Origin of the sequence: Acinetobacter soli (genome assembly GCF_018139125.1) — a bacterium.
GTDB lineage: Bacteria > Pseudomonadota > Gammaproteobacteria > Pseudomonadales > Moraxellaceae > Acinetobacter > Acinetobacter soli.
Map to the genome: position 1 here is coordinate 410,292 of NZ_CP073241.1, position 23,898 is coordinate 434,189.

The 23,898-nt window shown below is 43.8% G+C and carries 18 protein-coding genes; 13 read left to right on the forward strand and 5 right to left on the reverse strand.

Annotated elements, in window-relative coordinates; all coding sequences use genetic code 11:
* The first annotated feature begins 24 nt into the window (after positions 1–24).
* Positions 25–1,434: a S8 family peptidase gene (locus KCV09_RS01810; protein ID WP_151816106.1), complete on the forward strand. Its 1,410-nt coding sequence runs from the start codon at positions 25–27 to the stop codon at positions 1,432–1,434.
* 56 nt (positions 1,435–1,490) lie between these two features.
* Here KCV09_RS01810 and KCV09_RS01815 read toward each other — a convergent pair whose 3' ends face one another.
* Positions 1,491–2,366, reverse strand: coding sequence for a LysR family transcriptional regulator (locus KCV09_RS01815; RefSeq protein ID WP_151816108.1), 876 nt, complete (start codon positions 2,364–2,366; stop codon positions 1,491–1,493).
* A 349-nt stretch (positions 2,367–2,715) separates the two neighbouring features.
* Here KCV09_RS01815 and KCV09_RS01820 point away from each other — a divergent pair, with 349 nt between their 5' ends.
* The 10 genes from KCV09_RS01820 (at position 2,716) to KCV09_RS01865 (ending at position 14,715) form a co-directional block, all read left to right on the forward strand.
* Positions 2,716–3,873 (forward strand): cyanate transporter, encoded by a 1,158-nt coding sequence (locus KCV09_RS01820; RefSeq protein ID WP_151816110.1) that lies wholly within the window; start codon positions 2,716–2,718, stop codon positions 3,871–3,873.
* 117 nt (positions 3,874–3,990) lie between these two features.
* Positions 3,991–4,743, forward strand: a complete 753-nt coding sequence (hutC, locus tag KCV09_RS01825; protein ID WP_004936319.1) for a histidine utilization repressor — start codon at positions 3,991–3,993, stop codon at positions 4,741–4,743.
* Positions 4,740–5,318, forward strand: coding sequence for a HutD/Ves family protein (locus KCV09_RS01830; protein ID WP_088459490.1), 579 nt, complete (start codon positions 4,740–4,742; stop codon positions 5,316–5,318). Before hutC ends, KCV09_RS01830 begins: the two co-directional genes overlap by 4 nt.
* A 239-nt stretch (positions 5,319–5,557) precedes the next feature.
* Positions 5,558–7,234 (forward strand): urocanate hydratase, encoded by a 1,677-nt coding sequence (hutU, locus tag KCV09_RS01835; RefSeq protein WP_055415684.1) that lies wholly within the window; start codon positions 5,558–5,560, stop codon positions 7,232–7,234.
* A gap of 77 nt (positions 7,235–7,311) precedes the next feature.
* Positions 7,312–8,850 (forward strand): histidine ammonia-lyase, encoded by a 1,539-nt coding sequence (hutH, locus tag KCV09_RS01840; RefSeq protein WP_076032774.1) that lies wholly within the window; start codon positions 7,312–7,314, stop codon positions 8,848–8,850.
* Between the two features lie 64 nt (positions 8,851–8,914).
* Complete coding sequence (locus KCV09_RS01845; RefSeq protein ID WP_119025452.1) at positions 8,915–10,330, forward strand: amino acid permease; 1,416 nt, start codon at positions 8,915–8,917, stop codon at positions 10,328–10,330.
* 50 nt (positions 10,331–10,380) lie between these two features.
* Positions 10,381–11,601: an imidazolonepropionase gene (gene hutI, locus KCV09_RS01850; RefSeq protein WP_151815721.1), complete on the forward strand. Its 1,221-nt coding sequence runs from the start codon at positions 10,381–10,383 to the stop codon at positions 11,599–11,601.
* 16 nt (positions 11,602–11,617) lie between these two features.
* Entirely contained in the window at positions 11,618–12,538 is a 921-nt protein-coding gene (gene hutG, locus KCV09_RS01855) for a formimidoylglutamase (protein WP_212515744.1), read from the forward strand.
* 135 nt (positions 12,539–12,673) lie between these two features.
* Positions 12,674–13,933 (forward strand): putative DNA modification/repair radical SAM protein, encoded by a 1,260-nt coding sequence (locus tag KCV09_RS01860; protein ID WP_004936346.1) that lies wholly within the window; start codon positions 12,674–12,676, stop codon positions 13,931–13,933.
* Positions 13,934–13,935: 2 nt separating this feature from the next.
* On the forward strand, positions 13,936–14,715 hold the full coding sequence (locus KCV09_RS01865; protein WP_212515444.1) for a TIGR03915 family putative DNA repair protein: 780 nt from the start codon (positions 13,936–13,938) through the stop codon (positions 14,713–14,715).
* Positions 14,716–14,753: 38 nt separating this feature from the next.
* Here the strand turns inward: KCV09_RS01865 and KCV09_RS01870 are convergent, their stop codons facing one another.
* The 4 genes from KCV09_RS01870 to KCV09_RS01885 all read right to left on the reverse strand — a co-directional run bounded on the left by KCV09_RS01870 (position 14,754) and on the right by KCV09_RS01885 (position 19,366).
* A complete protein-coding gene (locus KCV09_RS01870; RefSeq protein WP_004936356.1) occupies positions 14,754–15,455 on the reverse strand; it encodes a VIT1/CCC1 transporter family protein in 702 nt (233 codons plus the stop codon).
* 222 nt (positions 15,456–15,677) lie between these two features.
* Positions 15,678–17,102, reverse strand: coding sequence for a deoxyribodipyrimidine photo-lyase (phrB, locus tag KCV09_RS01875; protein WP_208476923.1), 1,425 nt, complete (start codon positions 17,100–17,102; stop codon positions 15,678–15,680).
* Between the two features lie 198 nt (positions 17,103–17,300).
* Positions 17,301–17,783, reverse strand: coding sequence for an FKBP-type peptidyl-prolyl cis-trans isomerase (locus tag KCV09_RS01880; protein ID WP_004936362.1), 483 nt, complete (start codon positions 17,781–17,783; stop codon positions 17,301–17,303).
* 272 nt (positions 17,784–18,055) lie between these two features.
* Positions 18,056–19,366: a D-alanyl-D-alanine carboxypeptidase PBP6B gene (locus KCV09_RS01885; protein WP_212515445.1), complete on the reverse strand. Its 1,311-nt coding sequence runs from the start codon at positions 19,364–19,366 to the stop codon at positions 18,056–18,058.
* 168 nt (positions 19,367–19,534) lie between these two features.
* Between KCV09_RS01885 and KCV09_RS01890 the strand changes: the two genes are divergently transcribed.
* Together KCV09_RS01890 and KCV09_RS01895 are read left to right on the forward strand one after the other, a co-directional pair.
* Entirely contained in the window at positions 19,535–21,247 is a 1,713-nt protein-coding gene (locus KCV09_RS01890; protein ID WP_055415692.1) for a M61 family metallopeptidase, read from the forward strand.
* Between the two features lie 341 nt (positions 21,248–21,588).
* A complete protein-coding gene (locus tag KCV09_RS01895) occupies positions 21,589–23,823 on the forward strand; it encodes an NADP-dependent isocitrate dehydrogenase (protein WP_004946371.1) in 2,235 nt (744 codons plus the stop codon).
* Positions 23,824–23,898 lie beyond the last annotated feature (75 nt).

Here is a 23,898-nt window from a genome sequence, read left to right on the forward strand (position 1 = left end):
CCCAACAAAAATGGAATTAAACACATGCATAAGTACATGCTATTCATTGTAAGTATTGGATTGGGAATAACATCAGCGCACGCTCAGCTTTCATCTGAACAAGCTCGGGCGAAACTGTCTGCACAGGCGCTACAAAAAGTTGCACAAGGTAAAATTAATCTGGATGCACTATTGAATAATGCATCCAATGATTTGATTGTCGAGACGAATCATGCACAGCCATTAACAAGCACATCCTTAATTACACAACTGCATCAACAAAAACAGAATTTAAGACAACGTCTATCCGTACTTGGCGGTGTGCAGTTAATGCGTGATTACAATGCATTGCCTTTGACTTTTTATCGAATTCAACAGCGTGATACTTTGGTAAAGTTGCTCAATGATCCAGAGGTCAAAGCGGTTTATCCGAATATAGCGTCTAAAACCATGGCCAATGAAAATCTGAATCTGATTGGCCAACCAGCAGTAAAATCTAAAGGTTATACTGGTCAGGGAACATCGGTGGCAATTTTAGATACGGGTGTAGATTATCGTTTAAATGATTTTGGAAACTGCACACGTGCCGGCACACCAGCCAGTTGTCGGGTCAGCTATGCTATGGATATGGCGCCAGAAGATAATCAACTTGATGACAGTGAAAAACACGGCACCAATGTTGCAGCGATTGCTGCCACAGTCGCGGCAGATACCAAGATTATTGCCATGGATGTTTTTCGTGGCAAACTGGCGTATGACAGTGATATTGCAGCGGCTTTAAACTGGGTGACCAACAATGCCAAAACCCTCAATATCAAGACTGCAAACATGAGTCTTGGGGGAGATTTAAATACTTCGACCTGTACAGGCTCATTATCAAAAAGCTTTCAAACGCTACGTGAAGCAGGTGTATTACCCGTCGTTGCGGCTGGAAATTCGGCTAAATCCAATGCCATTTCATATCCGGCCTGTTTACAGGGAGCAGTCAGTGTAGGGGCAGTGTACGACTCAAATATTGGCCGTGTCATGTATAGTTCATGTACCGATAGCAGCTCTTATGCAGATAAAGTCGCTTGTTTTAGTAACAGTTCTGCAAATTTAACATTACTTGCACCAGGTGTTCGAATTTCAGGTGGTGGCATTGTTATGAGCGGTACTTCTCAGGCAACACCGCATGTAGCGGCTGCACTGGCCATAATTCGAGCCAATAATGCCTTTGCAAATGATAGTCTCGACGAGAGCGTCAATCGACTCAAAAATAGTGGAACATTGGTGACCGATACTCGAAATGGTTTACGTTTTTCTCGTCTCAATCTGGCCGCAGCATTAAGTAGTTTAACAGGCACTCCAACGCAAAATAACACGGCAACGTTTGATCAGAACAACAGCACAGCTGCGCCTGCGACGCCAACAAAATGCACCAGAACATTATTTTTTACCAGTTGCCGCGGCTAGCCTGAATCATTGAACTGAGTGTGATCGCTCAAAATGCGTGGCGATCACATTTCCTTTTACTCAGTACTTATCGATGTGGATGGCGCAAACTGATGCAAACGATTTTGTAATATTTGTGCCATTTGTGTGGCTAGTTCTGAGATAACACCATCTTTTTCCCAGCGATAAAGCGATACCGCCATAGCGGGTGCTCGCCCAAAGACGCTGTATTCGCGAACATTGTATCCTTGTGTGGCTGCCACGGGCAAAAGCGAGATTCCTAATCCTGCTTCAATACCGACCAAAACACTGGCAAGGCTATTGCTTGAAAAAGCGACATACCAGTGTTTACGTTCACGTTCAATAAAATCAAACATTTCGTCGCGGTACAATCCACCTTGCGGAAAGGTTACCAAAGGAATGGGATCGGGCCATACTTGACTAAAATGCTGACTTTCAAACCAGGCAATTGCTTCTGGAAATGTTGCAAAATGATCTGCACTGGCCATCGGTTCCTTTACAATCACTATATCAAATTGTCCTGCGCGATAGCGTGTCATTAAATCACGACTTAATCCTGCCGTGACATCAAGCCGGATTGAACGGTGTGCTTCACTAAAGCTATGCAGTAATCTCGCCATTTCCGTATTCATAATATCTTCTGGTACTCCAATACGGATGGGAATACTGCCTGTGGTTGTGCTTAGCACATTTTGTGCTTCAAGTTGTAAGGCCAGAATACGTCTGGCGTATCCCAAAAGCGACTCGCCCGCTGTGGTCAGTTGTAAAGAACGGGACTGGCGCTCAATCAAAGGCTTACCGACAGCGTGTTCTAGCCGAGCCAGTTGCTGACTGATGGTCGATTGGGTCATATGCAGTTGATCTGCCGCCAAGGTAAAGCTTCCCGTTTCAACAATCGCCACAAATGCCCGAAGTAAACGATGATCAAACATGTGGTGCTCCCAAATCGCTACAACGATCCTAAAAGTAAGTATTTATAATCTTAATGTATTCGATTAAATAATTTAATTTCTAAATATAAAAGATCATGTTTATGCTGAGTAGTGAGAACGTACAGAACGGTTTTGCTGAGCAGTATAAGAAACAAGAATATCTAAAAACTTGAGGAGCATTTGAGTGAATGTGGATCGTAAGTTTTTACGCCATTTGCCAAGCAACCAATGCAAATTTGTTATGTTCCTACTCGCCTAGTACATCTCCCAGGGATCTACGCGTACTGGCAATTCATTAACATACCCTATCAACAGTGAGTAAAATCAGGTGACCAATCGAGCTTTATTGATGATAACAGTGGCTTTAGTGGGGTTAAATTTGCGGCCCTTTATGACCAGTATTGGCCCTGTGGTCAATCGGATTAAAGCCGATATGAGCCTTGGTTTACAAGGGATTGCACTGCTGACATTGGTTCCTATGCTGCTCATGGGGGTGATTGCGCTGCTGGGCCCGTGGATACACAACACTTTGGGTGAGCGAAAAGCCAGCCTGATAGCTTTAAGTCTGATTTGTATAGGATGTGCGTCTCGATTTATCGCGCCGAATGGCTTATTGCTGATTGGTACGGCAGGCGCAATTGGGCTGGGTGTTGCGATGTTGCAAGTGACATTTCCAAGCTTGATTAAACGAGAGTTTGCCGATCAGATGGGACCCATGATGGGGCTTTATTCTGCCATGCTCATGGGAGGCGGCGCGCTTGGCGCATTTTTAACGCCTTTGATCACAGCACAATATGGATCGTGGCAGTTTGGCCTTGCAATTTTTAGTGTTCCGGCACTGGTTGCGCTGCTTCTTGCGGCACGTTATTTAGCTCAGCCATCACAGCATAAGCTTCAATCAGCTTCGATTTCGCTGTTTTTATCACAACCGCGCACGTGGTTACTGATTGTATGCTTTGGGCTGATTAACAGTGGTTATACCAGCATTGTGGCATGGCTGGCACCTGCCTACCAAGAATTGGGCTGGAGTGCTAAATCAAGCGGAAACCTAATGGCGATTTTAACGCTTTGCCAAGCCATTTCCGCTTTAGTTTTGCCTTATTTGGCCCGGAAAAATCAAGATCGTCGGCTATGGCTCAGTGCGGCACTGGTGATGCAAATTGTAGGTTTTGCTGGTTTGGTTTTTATTCCTCAGATGTTTGCCTATGTATGGGTAATGCTGATTGGCGCAGGTTTAGGAGGCTGTTTTGCATTGATGATGATTATTGTGCTGGATCACTTATCTGATCCAGTCATGGCAGGTCAGCTTTCTGCACTCATGCAAGGAGGCGGTTTTTTAATTGCCGCAATTGCGCCATGGTGGGTTGCCATTTTGCACGATATAACAGCGAGCTATACCATCGCTTGGATACTACAGTTGTTCATGGTGATTGTGGTCACTACTTTGGTATATAAATTTAATCCTCACCATTATGCCGATGTAATCGATGTAGAGGGAAAAAGATGAATTTAAAGCAATGAAAAAGCTACAATCAAATAAAAATTCATATGTATAGTCTTGTATATACAATTAAAGCTAAATCACGCTAAAATATACGAGTAAATATTCTATGAGCCGGAACTGATGTCAAGACCTACCACACACAATGATCTGGAACTCTCGCTGGCACAAGACAGCCCTGTTCCGTTATATCTGCGTGTAAAGCACATGATTTCACAGCGTATTTATGACGGGACTTGGCCTGTAAACAAAAAGATTCCATCTGAAAGTGAATTGGTCAATTTGCTTGGCTGTAGCCGGATGACAGTAAATCGAGCACTTCGAGAGCTGACCACTGAAGGCTTACTGGTTCGTATTCAGGGCGTTGGGTCATTTGTTGCAGAAGGACAAGGGCGAACTGCGTTATTTCAGGTCAATAATATTGCCGAAGAAATATTGGCTCGAAATCATAAGCATCATGCCCAAGTACTGGTGCTTGAGAAAATTCAGGCCAATGCCGAACAAAGTGTGTTAATGCAAATTCGTGAAGGACAGACACTGTTCCACTCGATTATTGTACATTTTGAAAATGATGTACCTGTCCAAATTGAAGATCGTCTAGTCGATCCGGTCATCATTCCTGATTATCTTGATCAAGACTTTCAAAACATTACACCTAATGCATATTTGATGTCTAAGGCGCCGGTAACTGAAGGTGAACACGTGGTCACTGCCATTCTCGCAACAGCACAGGAATGTAAATGGCTCAAAATTAATAAAACTGAACCGTGCCTGCTGATTCGACGTCGTACATGGTCGAACAAACAATTGGTTTCAAGCGCAAGATTGATTTATCCGGGCAGTCGCTATTTTCTGGAAGGTAAATTTACCCAATGATGAAACATCTTCTGGCCTCAGACTATAAAAAAATGCGCTGGAAGAATGGTTTGGGATATACGCTGGAATTGGCTCGAAGTGCTGGCGATGATCTGGCGCATTTTGAGTGGCGAATTTCCATGGCGGATGTTTCTGCATCTGGTGCATTTTCCAACTTTTTGGGAATGCAACGCATCTTGAGTGTATTAGAGGGTGCAGGGCTTTGTTTGAACATTGAGGGGATTGTCCATCAACTCAATAAGGGCCAAAGCATCTGCTTTTCTGGCGAGCGTAACGTATTTGCCGAATTGTTAAATGGGCCGATTCGTGACTTTAATCTGATTTATAACCCAAATCTCTGGCAAGCGCAGCATGTACGCTTGGCTGCAAAGTCGGCGCAAACTCGTCATATTTCGGCAGATCTTATTTTTCTGTTTAATGCCTCGACCGAGCCTCAGGTACTACAAATAAATGGAAAATCCTGCCTGCTTCTGCATTATGAAAGTATACTTTTAGATCGGCAAGAAGCGGTAGAATCCATACTCACGATTTCTGGAATTTTTAAGAATTTGTGCATAATTGAATTAAGAAAGTAAATTTTTGAATGGATCAAAGCAACACATACAGCCCTAGGTTGTATGTGTTTTTTTATGGCGTACAAAAATTAAAACAATGAAAAACATTGTCTTATATATTAATTTCCACAATTTTTAAAAAAGCATCTTTTCATTAAAAAGGATTTGTGTAGTATATGGATGTATATACAAGTTAATACATAACTATACAGTGAAGTGAGATTAAATTTCACTTCAAACTCAAAGGAAGGAGTCCTCTTGTGACCACAGCAACAACCAAATTCCGTGATATCGAAATTCGTGCACCTCGCGGTACAAAGCTCAACACCAAAAGCTGGCTGACCGAAGCACCATTACGCATGCTGATGAATAATCTTGATCCAGATGTGGCAGAAAATCCGAAAGAACTGGTGGTTTACGGAGGGATTGGTCGTGCTGCACGAAACTGGGAATGTTTCGATAAAATTGTCGAAACCCTTAAAAATTTAGAAATTGATGAAACTTTATTGGTTCAATCGGGCAAGCCTGTCGGCGTGTTTAAAACCCATCAAGATGCGCCACGCGTCCTAATTGCAAATTCAAACCTTGTGCCGCACTGGGCCAATTGGGAACATTTTAATGATCTCGATGCCAAAGCCTTGGCAATGTATGGGCAAATGACAGCAGGCTCTTGGATCTACATTGGTAGCCAAGGAATTGTGCAGGGAACCTATGAAACTTTTGTAGAAGCTGGTCGTCAGCACTACAACGGCAATTTGAAAGGGCGCTGGGTATTGACCGCAGGTTTGGGGGGAATGGGCGGTGCTCAGCCACTTGCTGCAACGCTGGCAGGTGCTTGTTCTTTAAATATCGAGTGTCAGCAAGCGAGTATCGATTTTCGTTTACGCACACGCTATGTCGATGAGCAAGCAACAGATTTAGACGATGCACTGGCGCGTATTGAAAAATACACTCAAGAAGGTCAAGCTGTTTCTATTGCCTTGCATGGAAATGCAGCAGAGATTTTACCTGAACTGGTGCGCCGCGGAGTACGTCCAGATATGGTAACAGATCAGACCAGTGCACATGATCCGCTCAATGGTTATTTACCTGTAGGTTGGACATGGAATGAATACCGTGAGCGCTCTAAAACCGAGCCAGAGCAGGTGGTTCAAGCTGCTAAAAAATCGATGGCGCAGCACGTTCAAGCCATGCTTGATTTTAAGAATATGGGCATTCCAACCTTCGACTATGGCAATAATATTCGCCAAATGGCCAAAGAAGTGGGTGTAGAAAATGCATTCGATTTTCCAGGTTTTGTACCGGCCTATATTCGTCCACTTTTCTGTCGTGGAATAGGGCCATTCCGCTGGGCTGCACTTTCGGGAGATCCAGAAGATATCTATAAAACTGATGCGAAAGTGAAGGAGTTAATTCCTGACGATGCGCATTTACATCGCTGGTTAGATATGGCACGTGAGCGAATTAGCTTCCAAGGTTTACCTGCACGTATTTGCTGGGTCGGGTTGGGCCTGCGTGCCAAACTCGGATTGGCATTTAACGAAATGGTTCGTAGTGGTGAGTTGTCAGCGCCAGTGGTCATTGGGCGTGATCATCTCGATTCTGGCTCGGTGGCAAGTCCAAACCGTGAAACCGAATCGATGAAAGATGGCTCTGATGCTGTATCGGACTGGCCACTTTTAAATGCACTACTGAACACAGCAGGTGGTGCGACATGGGTATCATTGCATCATGGTGGCGGTGTCGGAATGGGCTTTTCTCAGCATTCAGGTGTGGTGATTGTCTGTGATGGCACAGACGAAGCAGCAGCACGTATTGCACGAGTTTTAACGAATGACCCTGCAACTGGTGTAATGCGTCATGCCGATGCAGGCTATGAAATCGCAATTGATTGTGCCAAAGAGCAAGGACTAAACTTGCCAATGATCACGCAATAACTTGCTCAAATTGAGGTGATAGATGCTGATACCGAATCAGCATCTAAAATAAATATAGCGCAAACAGGACGCCAAACATGGAACTCTTACTTCAACCGGGCAAACTCACCCTCGCAGATTTACGCCAAGCTTATCATCAGCCGATTAAGGTAAAACTCGATGAGAGCGCATCTGCGGCGATCAATGCCAGTGTGGCCTGTGTCGAAAAAATCGTAAACGAAGGTCGCACGGCCTATGGCATTAATACAGGTTTTGGCTTACTCGCATCGACCAAAATTGCACCTGAAGATTTAGAAAAATTGCAACGCTCATTGGTGCTGTCACATGCAGCAGGGGTGGGCGAACCACTCGATGATGCTATGGTGCGCTTAATTATGTTGCTCAAAGCCAATAGCTTAGCACGCGGTTTTTCAGGCATTCGCCGTAAAGTGATTGATGCACTGCTCGCGCTGATCAATGCCGAAGTCTACCCGCATATTCCCTTAAAAGGCTCTGTGGGAGCTTCGGGAGATTTAGCGCCACTGGCCCATATGTCGCTGGTATTACTTGGTGAAAGTAAAGCGCGCTATCAAGGACAGTGGATTTCAGCAGTTGAAGCCCTTAAAATAGCCGGCCTTGAGCCGATTTCACTGGCAGCTAAAGAAGGTCTGGCGCTGCTCAATGGAACACAGGCCTCTACTGCCTATGCCTTGCGCGGACTCTTTGAAGCAGAAGATCTCTTTGCAGCAGCAACTGTATGTGGTGGTTTAAGCGTTGAAGCCATGCTCGGATCACGCGCGCCGTTTGATGCAAGAATTCATGAGGTACGTGGTCAGCGCGGGCAAATTGATGTTGCAGCAGCATATCGTGACTTACTGACAGAGTCGAGTGAAATTGGGTTGTCGCACGAAGAGTGCAGTAAAGTTCAAGATCCGTATTCACTACGTTGTCAGCCGCAAGTAATGGGAGCGTGTCTGACGCAAATTCGTCAAGCAGCTGAAGTTCTTGAAATTGAAGCGAATGCAGTGTCTGACAATCCGCTGGTCTTTGCGGCAGAGGACGATGTGATTTCGGGAGGAAACTTCCATGCAGAGCCTGTGGCGATGGCTGCAGATAATTTGGCACTGGCAATTGCGGAAATAGGCTCGTTGTCAGAGCGTCGTATTTCCATGATGATGGATCGCCATATGTCACAGTTACCGCCTTTTCTGGTGGCCAATGGTGGTGTCAACTCTGGCTTTATGATTGCACAGGTGACAGCAGCTGCATTGGCAAGTGACAATAAAGCACTTGCACATCCTGCCAGTGTCGATAGTCTACCGACGTCTGCCAATCAGGAAGACCACGTATCCATGGCGCCAAATGCCGGAAAACGTTTGTGGTATATGGCCGACAACGTACGTGGCATTCTGGCGGTAGAGTGGCTCGGGGCATGCCAAGGACTTGATTTTCGTGAAGGATTGAAAAGTTCACCAAAACTTGAACGCGCGCGGCATTTATTGCGTGATCAAGTGCCTTATTACAGCGAAGATCGTTTTTTTGCACCTGATATCGAGCAGGCCAGCGCGTTACTCGCAAGCGGATGCCTAAATGCGTTAATTCTTCCAAAATTATTGCCGAGTTTGTCTGAAGTGTGATCTATAAATCGGTCACATGGAGTGGCCGAATCTAACTGAATTTCCTCAAGGATTGGAGATTAAAATGTCACAACACTCCACATTACAGCGCGGGTTGAATACCCGTCATATCCGTTTTCTGGCCTTAGGCTCTGCCATTGGAACGGGTTTATTTTATGGTTCAGCAACAGCAATTAAAATGGCAGGCCCTTCGGTCATCTTGGCGTATATCATTGCCGGAATTGCAATTTATATTGTAATGCGGGCGCTGGGCGAAATGGCGGTACATAACCCAGTATCGGGTTCATTTAGTCATTATGCCTCGCAGTATATTGGGCCGCTCGCCGGCTTTACCACCGGCTGGACTTATGTGTTTGAGATGGTGATTGTGGCACTCGCCGATGTCACCGCATTTGGGATTTACATGGGGTTTTGGTACCCCGATGTACCGCGCTGGATCTGGATCATGTCATTGATCATGTTTCTGGGCGGGATTAACCTCATTCACGTTAAAGTATTTGGTGAGCTTGAGTTCTGGTTGTCAATTGTCAAGGTCACTGCCATTATCGCCATGATTGTGGGTGGTTTGGGCCTGATGCTTTACGGTTTTCATGCAGATCATTCGAGCTTTACACCGGGATTACAAAATCTCTGGATTCATGATGGCTTTATGCCAAACGGCATTGCAGGACTGATTGCCTGTTTGTCGGTGGTGGTGTTTGCTTTTGGAGGCATCGAGATTATTGGGATTACCGCAGGTGAATCACAAGATCCGAAAAAGACTCTGCCGAAAGCTATTAATGCAGTACCGGTACGTATTTTACTATTTTATGTGCTGACTATTTTTGTATTAATGTCGATCTTTCCATGGAACCAGATTGGCAGCCAGGGTAGTCCCTTTGTACAAATTTTTGAAAATTTGGGCATTGGTTCTGCTGCCACGATTTTAAATATTGTGGTGATCACCGCTGCAATTTCGGCCATTAACAGTGATGTATTTGGTGCAGGGCGTATGCTGTATGGCATGTCGAGTCGCGGACAAGCCCCTCAAATCTTTCAAAAGCTTTCTAAGAACGGCGTGCCATGGATGACCGTGGTCGTTATGGCGGGTGTGTTGCTGGTTGGCGTCATTTTAAATTATCTTATCCCTGAAAATGTATTCATCATTATTGCCTCCATTGCCACCTTCGCGACGGTGTGGGTATGGTTGATGATTTTGCTTTCACAAGTCGCGATGCGTCGCAAACTCTCTGCGGCTGAAATCAAAGCGCTCGATTTTCCGGTGATTGGTTGGCCAATTGCACCAGCCTTCGCAATTATATTTATGCTGTTTATTTTGGTGATGATGGGATATTTCCCAGACTCCCGACCTGCGATTTATGTGGGTGCCGGCTGGCTGATTTTACTCTGGATTGCTTACATGATTTGGGTGAAACCCAAGCAAGATCATGTAGAAGAAGACACCACAGCGCTTGAGCACCGTGCAGAAATGGAACGATAACACTTAAGCAGCATCCGTATCATGTGCGTATGCTGCTTCAGGAAAAAACAATGAAAACGCTTTGGAAAAACTGTCACATGGCAACTATGCGTGACGGTCAATATTCAATCATAAAAAATGCGGCATTGATCAGTTCAGGTACACATATTGACTGGATTGGTCCAGAACAGGACTTGCCTGATATTACAGATGTACAGGTCTGTGACTTGCAAGGACGCTGGGTGACACCGGGGCTAATTGACTGCCATACACACAGTGTTTTTGGTGGCAATCGAAGTTTAGAGTTTGAGCAGCGTCTTGAAGGGGTGAGCTACGCCGAAATTGCAGCACAAGGAGGGGGTATTGCCAGCACTGTGCGTGCAACCCGCGCCGCCAATGAAGATGAATTACTGGCTTCGGGTCTCAAGCGCGTTCGTGCCCTGTTAAGAGACGGTGTGACCAGTATTGAGATTAAGTCGGGCTATGGGCTGGACTATACAAACGAACGTAAAATGCTGCGGGTGATTCGTCAAATTGCCAAGCAGCTCCCCATGACCGTGAAGAGTACCTGCCTTGCGGCACACGCCATGCCACCAGAATATAGCAGCACAGATCAAGATGCATATATCGATCATATCTGTAACGAGATGCTACCTAAGCTACATGCCGAAGGCCTGATCGATGCGGTAGATGCATTTTGTGAATATCTGGCTTTTACGCCAGCACAAGTGGAGCGCGTGTTTCAAACGGCGCAGCAGCTAAATCTGCCAGTCAAGCTTCATGCAGAACAGCTTTCTGCATTGGGGGGAGCCGCACTGGCAGCACGTTATCAGGCACTTTCAGCAGATCATCTGGAGTATTTAACTGAGCAAGATGTGATTGCGATGGCAAAAAATAACACCGTTGCGGTTTTATTGCCTGGTGCTTTTTATTTCTTACGCGAAACAAAATATCCACCAGTGGCTTTGTTGCAGCAACATGGTGTGCCAATTGCCTTGTCGAGTGATCTAAACCCAGGAACATCGCCTGCGCTTTCTTTAAGACTGATAATGAACATGGGCAGCACCTTGTTTCGACTAACACCTGAACAGACACTGGCTGGTGTAACCCTACATGCCGCACAGGCTTTGGGCTTACAACATTCACACGGTAGTCTGGAAGTGGGTAAGGTGGCCGATTTTGTTGCCTGGGAGATCGAACACCCCTCAGAACTGACCTACTGGCTGGGCGGAGATTTGTCCAAGCGAATTATTCGTCATGGTCAGGAAATTGAATATTCAGTTTATGCATGAGGTAAAGGGAATGACAATTCACCCAAGCTTTCAGTGGAAAGGGCGTCACGATGGTGATGGCACAGCGCATTTACGCTTTCACCATCTTGTGGGGCAAAGCCCGACGGCTACGTATACGCTGATCGGGTTTGCATCCGATGAAGGTGTACGACGAAATCATGGCCGGGTGGGAGCGTCGCTTGCGCCAGATGCAATTCGCACTCAGTTCAGTAATTTGCCGGTTCATCAAAGTATTTCGATTTCAGATTGGGGCACGATTTACTGTGAAGATGCTGCACTTGAAGCAGCGCAGGAGCAACTTGCGACAGCAGTAGATGCATGTTTGCAACAGGGCAGTAAACCTGTCGTAATCGGTGGCGGTCACGAGGTAGCTTTTGGAAGTTTTTCTGGGTTATTTCGGCATGTCTTAAATCAAGATTTAAATAAAAAAGTTGGCGTCATTAACTTCGATGCTCACTTTGATTTGCGTGAAGCCACTCAAGTCACATCAGGTACGCCTTTTTACGATGCCGCAATGCTATCTGCAAAACATGGTCAAGAGTTTCATTATTTATGCTTAGGCGTTGCCAAACATTCAAATACTCAAGCCTTATTTGAAACAGCCGAGCGGCTTCATTGCGATTATTTGTTCGATCATGAGCTAAATAGCAGCAATCTTGATGTTGTATTGCGAAAAATAGATACCTTTATAGCGCGTGTAGATGAGCTTTATATCACGATTGATCTCGATGTATTTCATGCCAGCATCGCTCCGGGCGTAAGTGCACCGGCCGTTAAAGGGATCGATCTGGCTATTTTTGAACTTCTGCTGCAACGCATCAAGGCAAGCGGGAAAGTGAAAGTTTTGGACGTTGCAGAATGTAATCCAAATTTTGATCTCGATCATCGGACAGCGAAGCTTGCGGCGTATATTATTTATCTGTACATGACAGATTGAGGCGGTGTGCTGCAACGCAAAGTTGTTTACATTTAACGCGACATCTGGTGTCGTAAATACATCAAATGCATGTCTACACTGACCGGCGATTTTTTATAATAGCACTATGGGCAATCGCAGATCAGGTAGACATGCATGACAGATCGTATTCGTGAAAAGCTGCAAATTCTTGCAGATGCAGCCAAGTATGACGTTTCATGTTCATCAAGCGGCAGTGATCGAAAAAACAAAGACAAAGGGTTGGGAAATACCGGATCGGGTATTTGCCATAGCTATACCGAAGACGGCCGCTGTGTCTCGCTCCTTAAAATTCTATTTAGCAATGTGTGTATTTATGACTGCTCTTATTGCGTATCCAGACGTTCAAATGATGTCAAACGAGCTGCATTTACGGTGCAAGAAGTGGTCGATCTGACCATTAATTTTTATCGTCGTAATTATATAGAAGGTTTATTTTTAAGTTCAGGAATTTTTAAGTCTGCCGATTACACTATGGAGCGAATGCTTCAAGTGGTTAAAAAATTACGTTTGGAAGAAAATTTCAACGGCTATATTCATTTAAAAACCATTCCGGGTGCTTCACCAGAGCTGATTACCGAGGCGGGGCTTTATGCCGACCGTATGAGTATTAATCTTGAAATGCCGACTGAAGCAGGTTTAAAACAATTTGCACCTGAGAAAAGCCACGCCGAAGTACAAAAAGATTTAGGCATTGTTCGAGACCGCTTAATTCAGTTTAAAGATGAACGCAAGCTGATTCGCTCTGTGCCAAAATTTGTACCTGCGGGTCAAACTACACAAATGGTGGTAGGTGCCTCAAATGAGACTGATTATGATGTCATGATGATGGCCGATCAGCATTATAAAGATTACAAGCTTAAACGGGTTTACTACTCAGGTTATATCCCAATTAATGATCAAGACAAGGCTTTGCCAGCGATTGGTTCTGCACCCCCGTTATTACGTGAAAATCGTTTGTATCAGTCTGATTGGCTGATGCGCTTTTATGGCTTTGCTGCCAATGAGATTGTCAATCCGCAGTTTCCTAATCTGGATTTGGAGGTCGATCCAAAGTTAAGCTGGGCACTTCGACATCCCGAATATTTTCCTGTCGATATCAATCGAGCAGACTATCAAATGATCCTACGAATTCCAGGCATTGGGGTACGTTCGGCCAAAAAAATTATTCAGGCGCGTCGTTTTGGTCCACTACGTACCGACCAACTTAAAAAAATGGGTGTGGCCTATAGCCGCGCGCAGCATTTTATGTTTTGTATCGACACGCCAGCCTATAAAAAAGAGCTACATCCGACACAGGTTCGCCAGCAAATTCTGCAGTCGGGTCAATCTAAGTACACCAAACAATTATCACCGCAGTTGGGGTTTGGCTTTTAGCGATGGTGATATATCAGTTTGATGGCACAATGACCGGGCTTTTATGCTGTATCTTTCGTGCATTTCAGTTTAAAGAGTTTAATGTGACGTTGGCGCTTGAACATCAGGCTCAAGATTCGTTGCTTGCCGAAACCATTGAGATTGCGAGCCATGAGGCACAGGCCAAACGCGTTTGGGAAGGTTTAAGTCAAAAACTCTCAAATGAAGGCTTGAAACGCTTTTATTACAGCTATTTGTCTGAGCAACTGCCGGCTTATCAACATTTGTTCAATTTTGCCGTCTATGTCTTTCAAAGCCATATTTCGATTGAAAAAAATTATGGCAATCCAGATGTGTTAGGTGTTGCACAGTGGACCAAGCAAGTGGGACGTGAAAAACATCGTATGGAAGCATTTGTACGGTTTAAAAAAACCAAAGAAGAACTTTTTATCAGTCTGGTTCGTCCAGATTTTAATGTATTGCCGTTGATTCAACGACATTTTAAGGCCCGTTACCAAGATCAAGAGTGGCTGATTTACGATGAAAAACGCCACTACGGTATTTATTACGATTTAAATACCATTCATCAAGTCGAACTCAATGCGAGTACCATCGATAAAAATATCGACAATGGCTTTAGTCAGAATTTTGACCTTGAACTGGATGAGCAGGAGATGCTCTACGATCAGCTCTGGAAAGACTACTTCAACAGCGTCAACATTCAGGCCCGTAAAAACATTAAATTGCATATTCAGTATGTGCCAAAGCGTTACTGGCGATATATGAATGAAAAGATCATCTAATGTTGTTTGAGGCCTGATTGACCATTTTCAGCTCAAGATTAAATTGGTCCGACTTGAAAAAATGACCCAACCCAGCTTGAAAAGGCCATCGCCAAAATGCCCCAAAGTGTAATCCGTAAGCTGCCTTTCCATAGTGCTGTACCGGCAAAATAACTCGACAGTGCCCCCATGATTGCCAAAGAACATACGCCGACAATCAACACCACGATCGACACCAAATGTTCAGGACTCAGCAAAATAGCCAGCATCGGGCAAAGTGCGCCCAATGAAAAAGACAAAGCCGATGAAAACGCGGCTTGAATAGGACGTGCCGCTGTTTGCTCAATAATACCAATTTCATCGCGCGCATGTGCTTCAAGTGCATCTTTCTCGGTTAACTGAATGGCAACTTCTTTGGCCAATTCTGGGCTTAAGCCGCGGCGCATGTAAATAATGGTTAACTCTTCTAATTCAAGATGAGGATTCTTTTCAAGCTCTCTTGCCTCAAACTTCAAATCGGCATGCTCAATGTCCTTTTGCGACTGAACCGAGACATATTCACCTGCGGCCATGGACGTTGCACCCGATATCAAACCGGCCAGACAAGCAATAAACAAGGTATGCGAGCTTGCACCACTCGCGGCCATTCCCATGACTAAGCTGGTCACTGAAATAATCCCGTCGTTCGCCCCCAGCACAGAGGCACGTAGCCAACCGGTACGATGAATATAGTGATCTTCTGCATGATGCGAGTAGGTCATAGGCTTACCTGAATACATAAATCGATGAGATGAGTAAAACGGTTTATTCTTAGTTTTTACTTATTCAAAATAAAACAAACGCATATTTTTATTAAACGTTATCACAATATAGCAAGTCAGCTGTTTTTTCTATTTTATTTTATGGCATGACTTGAGTTCCGGTTTGAATGGGGTAAAGCTTCCAGAAAAACATAAATAGCCTTCTGAAAGCCAACAGATGAGTTAATTATTTTTAAATACTTCAATCGCCTCTGCACGACTGGCTTTTAAATCGACAATCGGTTTTGGATAGTTGAGCTTTGAGATTTGTTTACTCGCGTATGGCTCATGGATTCGAGTGTTATCCAAATGTTTGAGTTCGGGGAGCCATTCTCTAAGAAATTTCCCGTCTGGATCGAATTTTTCCGATTGGTTGACTGGATTAAAAATACGGAAATAGGGTGCGGCATCGGTGCCCGTCGAAGCACTCCATTGCCAGCCGCCATTATTGGCCGCAAAATCACCATCGATCAAATGTTGCATAAACCATTGTTCGCCTTTACGCCAATCGATCAGTAGATTTTTGGTCAGAAACATGGCACAAATCATACGGACACGGTTATGCATCCAGCCTGTCGCCTTGAGCTGACGCATGGCGGCATCGACAATCGGAATGCCGGTTTGACCTTGTGTCCATGCTTCAAAATGCGCGTCATTGTCTTTCCATGGAATGGTTTTGGTTTGATCTTGAAAGGGCTGATGGCGCGACAGCTTTGGAAAGTCAAACATGAGTTGCTGATAAAACTCGCGCCAGAGTAACTCATTGAGCCAAACTTCCTGACCTTTATTTTCTAATAAAAACTGGCCCTGATGTTTTGCAAAAATTGCCTGTACACATTGACGAATAGACACCAGACCAATGGTCAAATACGGTGAAATACAACTGGTTCCTTCAGCGGCCGGATAGTCACGCAGCTCGTGATAGTGATTGATTTTATCTTTTATAAACGCTTCAAGACGCTTATGCGCTGCTTTTTCACCAACAGGCCAGAGGGCTTGGGTTTTTTTATCGATTTCGTCATAACCCAAGTCCGTCATGGAAGGAAGTTTTGAGTCATCTGCTTTGATTTTTGGTACATCCGACTGAGCTTCGGGTTGCGGGAAGCATTGAGGAAGACTGATATTGAGCAGTTCGTAGCAGTTTTTCTTAAATGGTGTATACACCTGATAAGGCGCATCACTTTTATTACGAATACTGCCTAAAGTGAATAGGGTTTTATCTTGATACAGTTTTAAATCTTTTTGAATGGCATTGAGTGCTGTTTGAGCCTGATGATCCCGCTCAAGTTCGTTAATGCCTACTTCGACATTGGCATAAACATTTTCAATCTTGTAGTACTCTACCAGCTTGACTAGCTCATCTGGAATATCTTTCCATAATGGAATGGTGCGTACAATCAGCGGAATATTGAGTGCTGTTAAATCGTCTTTAAGCTGTGCAAGTTGACGTAAATAAAAATCGATTTTTATCGGCGCATCATCATGACGTTGCCATTGCTCAGGAGAGAAAATAACCAATGCAAGCGTTGTGCCGGCCTGTGTTGCATGCCATAGCGCAGATTGATCGTTTAACCGAAGATCATTTCGAAACCAGATCAATTGATTCATCTGTAGACCTATTTAAAGTGTTTAAATTTATAAAGTGTGTGAAAGCGAATTGTCTTTAATCTTATAAGTAAAAAAGTGAGCGAGATGTGAAATGCTGTTTAATTTTAGTTCATGCTCTATTTTTATCATTTTTTGTGTGTTGGATGCATAAAAAAAGGTAAGACCGAAGCCTTACCTTTTATACTGGATATTTCCAGCTTAGTGGTGGTGACCACCTACACCGTGAACGTGTCCGTGATCTAACTCTTCTTGAGTTGCATCACGAATTTCAACGATTTCAACTTCAAACGTTAAATCTTGACCAGCAAGCGGGAAGTTGGCATCAACAACAATGTTGTCGCCTTCAACAGCTTTAACTGTAACGATCTGAACGCCGTCATCAGTTTGCGCTTGGAACTGCATGCCCGGTTGAATGTTTTCAACACCTTGGAACATTTGAGCTGGAACTTCTTGAACGAGATCAGGATTGTACTCGCCATAACCTTCAGCAGCTGGAACATTCACTGTAAATTTGTCACCAACAGCTTTACCTACAAGTGCATTTTCCAAACCTGGGATGATGTTACCTGCACCGTGCAAATAGGCAAGTGGTTCGCCTTGAGATTGGTCAAGGGTTTCACCTTCAGCATTCGTTAATTTGTAGTGGAATGAAACCACGTGGTTATTTGCAATAGCAGTCATGTTTGTTGATCCATTCAATCAATTTAAGTTCACATCATAAAGTGAAAAAGCAGATTTGTAGATTAAAAATCGCAAAATCTCACAAATTTCACATTTAAGCGTTCATTTTTTCTTAGTTGGAGACGATTTTTAGCTTTTCAATGCGATTTATCAAATTTTATTGAGTTTTCTGCTCAAAATGTCTTAATTTGAGTTGAAAATGGCATTTTTATTGAGGTTTTTGCAAAAATAAAGGCAGCCGAAGCTGCCTGAATATATCTGACGATTACAACTTAGTGCAGCGGATACAGCTTTGCTGTTTGCTGGTCATGCCCAAACAGATTAAACAAACCCTTTACCCACATCAAGAAACGTTCAAAGAAATTTGCTTCTTCGATATGCACTGTATCGTTAATCTGAATGCTGTGAATCAACTGGTTGTTTTGATAAATCTGAACCGTAGCCAAATTGATTGCTTTCATTAAAGGCGCGGTCAACTGTTGTTCATTCAGTTCTACATTAATACGCGTATTGGTGGTTTGTAAGGGTTCAATCCATTGCTTTTGACCGTTGGCCATTGGCGTAAACAAACGCTGAGAAATGTTATCAAAGTTGTTGAGATCAATTGGCTGTGCCAGATTGTAAAGCGATGTAGTCACAATGGTTGGCGTATGTGTTTCGACCTTAAACATTTTTAAGGTGGATTTCACAACAGGCAGCTCAGCAATCAATTGCTTGTTTTTGATCACTTCTTCATCACGGGTATAGGCGTAGGCCAAATTCATGAGTTTATTGGCCACTTCGGCACGTTTAAATGCATTTTTAGTGCCGAGTACCACCACAATCAGTCGACGCTCAGGCAAATCGACATTCATGGTTGGGCGCTTCGCAGTTAATGCCAAGTTAAATCCAGCAGCTTTGGTGTAACCTGTTTTCAGGCCGTCAGCAGTAGGGTCCATTTTAAGCGCCAGATTGGTCGCACGATGAAAGCGCTGCTGATAGCGAAAACTTGGAAGTTTCGAGTAATTTAAGTAATCGGGTGTTTCTTTGACAATTGCCTGTGCAAGCAGGCTCAAATCATGCGATGTAGAATAGTGATCGGTCATGGTGACACCCGCCGGGTTGGAAAAATGAGTATCTTTCATTCCCAGTGCGCGTGCTTCTTGATTCATACGTGCCACAAAGTTGGGGACGTTACCTGAAATTTTTTCACCTAGACTGACCGCAGCATCGTTGGCTGACATCACAATTAAACCGGCAAGCAATTGATCGATTGAAATCTGCTCACCCGGCTTGAGATACATTTGTGATTCATCCCACATCACCATATTGACCACAGGTGTTGCCGTGAGAATGTCATTTTTGTGGAGCTTTCCTGCTTTTAGCTCTTTTAAGGTAATGTAAGCCACCATCATTTTGGTTAAAGATGCTGGTGCCCGTTGTACATGGCTGTTGTGCTCGGCAATGATTTGACCAGATTGCGCATCCACAATACTCCATGCTTCTGCCTCAACACTCTCGGGTGCAATATTAAGCAAATTTGCATGTGCAACAGATGCACATAAAAGGCTAAATAAAGAAATAATGGTCAGTATCAGTCGCACGTGTTCACCTTAGGTTGCCATCCTCTAGCAGGAAATGCCAAAACACACGCATGCTATGCCTTTTTTGGGTTCAAGGCTAGTGACTTTTGCAGACAAATAAGACAACTACGCAAGACTTTGTAAAAAAATGCTAAGCTAAGATCATCTTGCTAATTCTTATGTAGAACTATGTTGCATTATCAAATCGAATTTGACGACTATCGTCAGCATCTCGTTCATGTCACCTTACGTTTTCTTGCAGACCCCAATCAGGAGTTATGGCTTCCAACCTGGATTCCGGGCAGTTACCTGATTCGTGAGTTTGCCAAACATGTTGAGTCGGTTCGTGCATACGATGAAGCGGGTCGTATTTTACAAATTAAAAAAGAGCAAAAAAATCGCTGGAGACTGTTTAACAACGATCACGAGCTCATTACGGTTGAATATGATGTTTATGCTTTTGATCTGTCGGTGCGTGGGGCCTATGTTGATCAGACCCGTTTATACGTCAATCCAGCTTGTGTGTGTATGGGGCTTTCTAATCAAGAAGAAAAACCATGTGAAGTTGAGCTTTTTCTTCCAGATGAGCTCAAACACTTTCAGTTGGCTACGGGTTTACCTGCAAAAAGCTTGGTGAGAGGGCGCTTTACACTCAAAGCCGAAAATTATGATCAGTTAATCGATAGTCCGTTTGAATTGGCTGAACAGACACGCTTTGAATTTGAAGCAGCAGGAATTCAGCATGAAATGGTGATTTCTGGTCAACACAATACCAATGTCGAGCGCCTAAAATCAGATTTAGAGAAAATCTGTCAGACTGAAATTGCAATTTTTGGCTCGGCACCTTTTAAAGATTACACCTTTATGACTATGGCCACTGGCAATAGTTATGGTGGTCTTGAGCACTGTAACAGTACCAGCTTAATTATTCCGCGTACCGATTTGCCACAGCCGAATGAAGCAGAAGAACCGTCTGAAGATTACCAGCGCTTTTTGGGCTTGTGCAGTCATGAGTATTTTCATTCGTGGCTGGTCAAATTTATCCGACCAGAAACTTTTGCCCAGTATAATTTGCATCAGGAAGGTTATACGTCGTTGCTCTGGATTTTTGAAGGCTTTACATCGTATTACGATGATTTGGTCCTGCTCAGAAGTGGCGTCATTTCACAGGCATCGTATTTAAAATTACTCAAAGCACAGATCGACCGCTATTTACAAAATCCGGGAAGATTTGTTCAGACTGTGGCAGAGTCAAGTTTTGATGCATGGATCAAGTTTTATCGTCCAGATGAAAACTCCAACAATGCCGGTACCAGTTATTACAACAAGGGCTGCTTGGTTGCACTTTGTCTCGATTTAGGCCTGCGCTTACGTGGATCGAACCTCGATGCACTGCTACAAAAAATGTATGCCAATACACAAAATGGTGTTCAGGTGAATGAGCGAACCATTTTTGAATTGTGTGAACAGTTAACTGGTGATAATTGGCTTGAGCAGATTAATCATTTAATCAATACCACAGATGAATTGCCACTCGATCAGCTTTTACCAGAATTTGGTCTGAACTACAGCATTCAGCGCGACAAACAATTACCGTTTGGTATGAAGTTGGCTGACAAACCAGAAGGTGTGTTGGTACAACAGGTGAACCGTAGTGCTAGTGCAGCCAAAGCAGGCCTTTCTGCGCAAGATGTGATTGTTGCGATTGATGGTTTAAAAGCGACTGAAAAGCTATTGGCACGTTATGCCAAGGCATCGGGTGAATATGTTGTACATGCGTTTCGTCGAGATGAGCTTATGACTTTTACAATAAGTGCCGATGCGCTTGAACTGCAGGAAGTTCAGTTAACTGTTGAAGATCAAAATAAACTGGATAAATGGTTAAAATTCACTGCGCCATAAGCTTATAAAAGATAAACAAATAAAAACCGGTGACAATCACTGGTTTTTATTTGGGTGTGTTTTTTGTTGCGAGCATATGCATATCATGACAACAGCCCGTAAAAAATATGAAAAATAAGAGTTTCAAACAGTTAAATTTCTCAATATGTGCAATTAAACCGATCCAAAATCTGATAGTCGAACACTATTTTTTTTCGAAATGTGGATATCACTAGATATGACGTTGACTGAACAGTCGTGACAGCGGATACTCTCAGGGTTTTTATTTAAGCTAATCGGTTTCAGGGAGTGAATCTTGATCATCGCTCCTAAAAAAACTCAATCCAAAGCAGGAGATATATATGGCTGGTGGAAAGTCAACAATCATTTACACACTGACCGACGAGGCGCCGCTATTAGCGACTTACTCACTGCTGCCGATCATTGAGACTTTTACTAAGCCTGCAGGCATAGAAATTGCAAAAAGTGATATTTCTGTAGCTTCTCGCGTTCTTGCAGAATTCTCTGATTATTTAAGTGATGAGCAAAAAGTTCCAAACAACTTGGCTGAGTTGGGTCGTTTAACTCAAGATCCAGACACCAATATCATCAAATTGCCAAACATCAGTGCCTCTGTAGCACAGCTCACTGCATGTATTAAAGAGCTTCAATCTAAAGGTTTTGCGATTCCAAACTATCCTGAGAATCCAACAACTGAAGAAGAAAAAGAAATCAAGGCACGCTATGGCAAATGCTTAGGTTCAGCAGTAAACCCTGTACTTCGTGAAGGTAACTCAGACCGCCGTGCACCTGCAGCTGTAAAAAATTATGCGAAAAAACATCCACACTCAATGAGTGAGTGGAAGCAATGGTCGCAAACTCATGTTTCGCATATGGAAGAAGGTGACTTCTATCATGGCGAAAAATCGATGACACTTGACCGTGCGCGCAACGTTAAAATGGAGTTGATCACCAATCGTGGCGAAACGATTGTACTCAAACCAAAAGTAGCGTTGAAAGACGGTGAAATCATCGACTCAATGTTTATGAGCAAAAAAGCGCTGTGCGATTTCTATGAAAAGCAGCTCGATGATTGCCGCGAAGCAGGCATCTTGTTCTCTTTACACGTAAAAGCAACCATGATGAAGGTGTCTCACCCAATCGTGTTTGGTCACTGTGTGAAAATTTACTACAAAGATGCTTTTGAAAAACATGGCAAGCTGTTCGATGAGCTTGGCATTAATGTCAATAACGGCATGGCAGGTCTTTACGAAAAAATCGAAACATTGCCAACATCGCTACGTGAAGAAATCATTGAAGATCTTCATGCATGTCAAGAACACCGTCCAGCATTGGCAATGGTGGATTCTGCAAAAGGCATCACCAACTTCCATTCTCCAAACGACATCATTGTCGATGCATCTATGCCAGCCATGATTCGTGCAGGCGGTAAAATGTGGGGTGCCGATGGCAAGCAATACGATGCGAAAGCCGTTATGCCTGAATCAACATTTGCGCGTATTTACCAAGAAATGATTAATTTCTGTAAATGGCACGGTAATTTTGATCCGAAAACCATGGGAACAGTTCCTAACGTTGGTTTGATGGCTCAAAAAGCTGAAGAATACGGTTCGCACGACAAAACTTTTGAAATCCCTGAAGCGGGTATTGCCAACATTACCGATCTTGAAACGGGTGAAGTATTGTTGACGCAAAACGTTGAAGAAGGCGATATCTGGCGTATGTGTCAGGTAAAAGATGAACCGATTCGTGACTGGGTAAAACTTGCTGTTACACGTGCACGCAACTCAGGCATGCCTGCGATTTTCTGGCTCGACCCGTACCGTCCACACGAAAATGAGCTGATCAAAAAAGTTCAAAAGTATTTGAAAGAACACGACACAGAAGGTTTGGATATCCAAATCATGTCGCAAGTGCGTGCAATGCGTTATACGCTTGAGCGCGTTGTTCGCGGTTTAGATACTATTTCGGTCACTGGTAACATCTTGCGTGACTATCTCACCGATTTGTTCCCGATTATGGAATTGGGTACTTCTGCAAAAATGCTTTCAATTGTGCCGTTAATGGCCGGTGGCGGCATGTACGAAACAGGTGCGGGTGGTTCTGCACCGAAACACGTACAGCAGTTGGTAGAAGAAAACCACTTGCGTTGGGATTCACTGGGTGAGTTCTTGGCGTTGGCAGTGTCACTCGAAGAGTTGGGCATTAAAGAAGACAATGCGCGCGCTAAACTTCTTGCCAAGACACTTGACCAAGCAACGGGTAAATTACTCGATAACGGCAAGTCTCCATCGCGCCGCACAGGTGAAATTGATAACCGTGGCAGTCATTTCTACTTATCTTTATACTGGGCACAAGCACTTGCTGCACAAGACGAAGATGCTGAACTCAAAGCCAAGTTCGAACCACTTGCAAAACTATTAAGTGAAAACGAAGACAAAATCGTGGCTGAGCTTTCAGAAGTACAAGGCAAGTCAGTAGATATTGGTGGCTATTACGCGATTGATCCAGCTAAAGTGAATGCATTAATGCGTCCAAGCGAGACCTTTAATTCTGCGCTTTCAACAGTGGCTTAAAACACTTAAAAACTAAAAAAACCGATGCCTAGGCATCGGTTTTTTTATCTGTTCAAATTTTAAAAAGATTGCTTT

Excerpts from the sequence above, each read along its gene's own strand:
- KCV09_RS01880 (WP_004936362.1), bottom strand. The coding sequence starts at position 17,783 with ATGACTGCTATTGCAAATAACCACGTGGTTTCATTCCACTACAAATTA.
- hutH (WP_076032774.1), top strand. The coding sequence starts at position 7,312 with ATGGAACTCTTACTTCAACCGGGCAAACTCACCCTCGCAGATTTACGC.
- KCV09_RS01865 (WP_212515444.1), top strand. The coding sequence starts at position 13,936 with ATGGTGATATATCAGTTTGATGGCACAATGACCGGGCTTTTATGCTGT.
- hutC (WP_004936319.1), top strand. The coding sequence starts at position 3,991 with ATGTCAAGACCTACCACACACAATGATCTGGAACTCTCGCTGGCACAA.
- KCV09_RS01870 (WP_004936356.1), bottom strand. The coding sequence starts at position 15,455 with ATGACCTACTCGCATCATGCAGAAGATCACTATATTCATCGTACCGGT.
- phrB (WP_208476923.1), bottom strand. The coding sequence starts at position 17,102 with ATGAATCAATTGATCTGGTTTCGAAATGATCTTCGGTTAAACGATCAA.
- KCV09_RS01820 (WP_151816110.1), top strand. The coding sequence starts at position 2,716 with ATGATAACAGTGGCTTTAGTGGGGTTAAATTTGCGGCCCTTTATGACC.
- KCV09_RS01815 (WP_151816108.1), bottom strand. The coding sequence starts at position 2,366 with ATGTTTGATCATCGTTTACTTCGGGCATTTGTGGCGATTGTTGAAACG.
- KCV09_RS01810 (WP_151816106.1), top strand. The coding sequence starts at position 25 with ATGCATAAGTACATGCTATTCATTGTAAGTATTGGATTGGGAATAACA.
- KCV09_RS01860 (WP_004936346.1), top strand. The coding sequence starts at position 12,674 with ATGACAGATCGTATTCGTGAAAAGCTGCAAATTCTTGCAGATGCAGCC.
- hutI (WP_151815721.1), top strand. The coding sequence starts at position 10,381 with ATGAAAACGCTTTGGAAAAACTGTCACATGGCAACTATGCGTGACGGT.
- KCV09_RS01830 (WP_088459490.1), top strand. The coding sequence starts at position 4,740 with ATGATGAAACATCTTCTGGCCTCAGACTATAAAAAAATGCGCTGGAAG.
- KCV09_RS01845 (WP_119025452.1), top strand. The coding sequence starts at position 8,915 with ATGTCACAACACTCCACATTACAGCGCGGGTTGAATACCCGTCATATC.
- KCV09_RS01895 (WP_004946371.1), top strand. The coding sequence starts at position 21,589 with ATGGCTGGTGGAAAGTCAACAATCATTTACACACTGACCGACGAGGCG.
- KCV09_RS01890 (WP_055415692.1), top strand. The coding sequence starts at position 19,535 with ATGTTGCATTATCAAATCGAATTTGACGACTATCGTCAGCATCTCGTT.